Raw genomic sequence first — 1,055 nt, 5'->3', positions numbered from 1 at the left:
TAAAGCGAATTGCGGATCAGTGTAGGGCATAGCCGGCGTGCCTGATCCAGCCTCGGGCATCCTGTGCGGTGATGGTGTCGAGGGCTGGTTTGAGTTCCGCTTCCAAGGCTTCAAGAGTGCGTGGCGCTTTCGCCTTGAGCCGCTCTTTCATCTTGCCCCAGGCCGGCTCGATCGGATTGAACTCGGGCGAGTAGCGCGGCAGGTACAGCAGTCCAATCCCGGCTCGGGCGAGCAGGTCCCGCACTTCGGTGGCGTGATGCGGGCGCAGGTTGTCCATCACCAGAATAGCATCCGGCTTCACCTGCTGGAGCTTGGGCACCAGCACCTGTTCGAGGTAGGCCAGCAGCACCGGCGTGGAGGTCGACGCCTCGATGCTCATCGTGGCGATCAGGCCCTCACACGCGAGCGCGCCCAAGACCGTCAGCCGCTGCCACGAGCCCAGCGGGATTGACCCGTAGGCGCGTTGCCCACGTGGGGCTCGCGCGTGAGTACGGGCCATCTTGGTGGTCACCCCGCTTTCGTCCAGGAACACCAGGCGGTCCACGGGAAGCTCGCTCATCTGCTGGCGATAAGCCTCACGCTCAGCCGCGATCTCGGACCGGTCCTGCTCAGCTGCCCGGAGGGTCTTTTTTTCGGACGCAGCTTGAGCCGCTGGAGCGTGCGGCACATCACCGGACGGCTGACGCGCTTGCCGGTGAGCGCGAACAGGCGCTCGGCATACGCGTCCAGGCGAGCATCGTTGGTCTCAGCCACGAGGTCTTGCAGCAGCGCCAGCTCAGCAGGACCCAGCCGACCGGCAGGTCCGCCGCGGTGCGGCTTAGGCCTGCGCCGGCCGTCCTGGCGAGCCTGGCGGACCCAATTGCAGACAGTGGCCGGGCTCACGCGAAAGCGGTGGGCAATCGCCACCTGAGTGCCTTCTCCGTGCTCATAGGCAACCAGAACGCGCTCGCGCAAATCGGCGGAATAGGGCTGGGGCATGATGATCTCCTGCACCAACACCTCTTCAACGCTCAACCCATTGCTTTGGATTTAAACCAGCTCGCAATCCGCTTTAG

2 protein-coding genes are annotated in these 1,055 nt (G+C 64.5%); both read right to left on the bottom strand.

Going from position 1 to position 1,055, the window contains the following annotated elements; translation table 11 throughout:
- Positions 1-16 precede the first annotated feature (16 nt).
- Positions 17-667, bottom strand: a complete 651-nt coding sequence (locus JQC81_RS32480) for an IS630 family transposase (protein ID WP_203275870.1) — start codon at positions 665-667, stop codon at positions 17-19.
- A complete protein-coding gene (locus JQC81_RS32475; protein WP_203275869.1) occupies positions 556-978 on the bottom strand; it encodes a helix-turn-helix domain-containing protein in 423 nt (140 codons plus the stop codon). The genes JQC81_RS32480 and JQC81_RS32475 overlap by 112 nt, the downstream gene beginning before the upstream one ends.
- Positions 979-1,055: the final 77 nt, after the last annotated feature.

It is taken from the genome of Microvirga arabica, from assembly GCF_016811235.1.
GTDB lineage: Bacteria > Pseudomonadota > Alphaproteobacteria > Rhizobiales > Beijerinckiaceae > Microvirga > Microvirga arabica.
The sequence above is the reverse complement of the archived record's forward strand: the minus strand, read 5'-3'. Positions and strand labels throughout refer to the sequence as shown.

What these genes read in the sequence shown, in the direction of transcription:
- JQC81_RS32475 (WP_203275869.1), bottom strand. Translation starts at nt 978, where the DNA reads ATGCCCCAGCCCTATTCCGCCGATTTGCGCGAGCGCGTTCTGGTTGCC.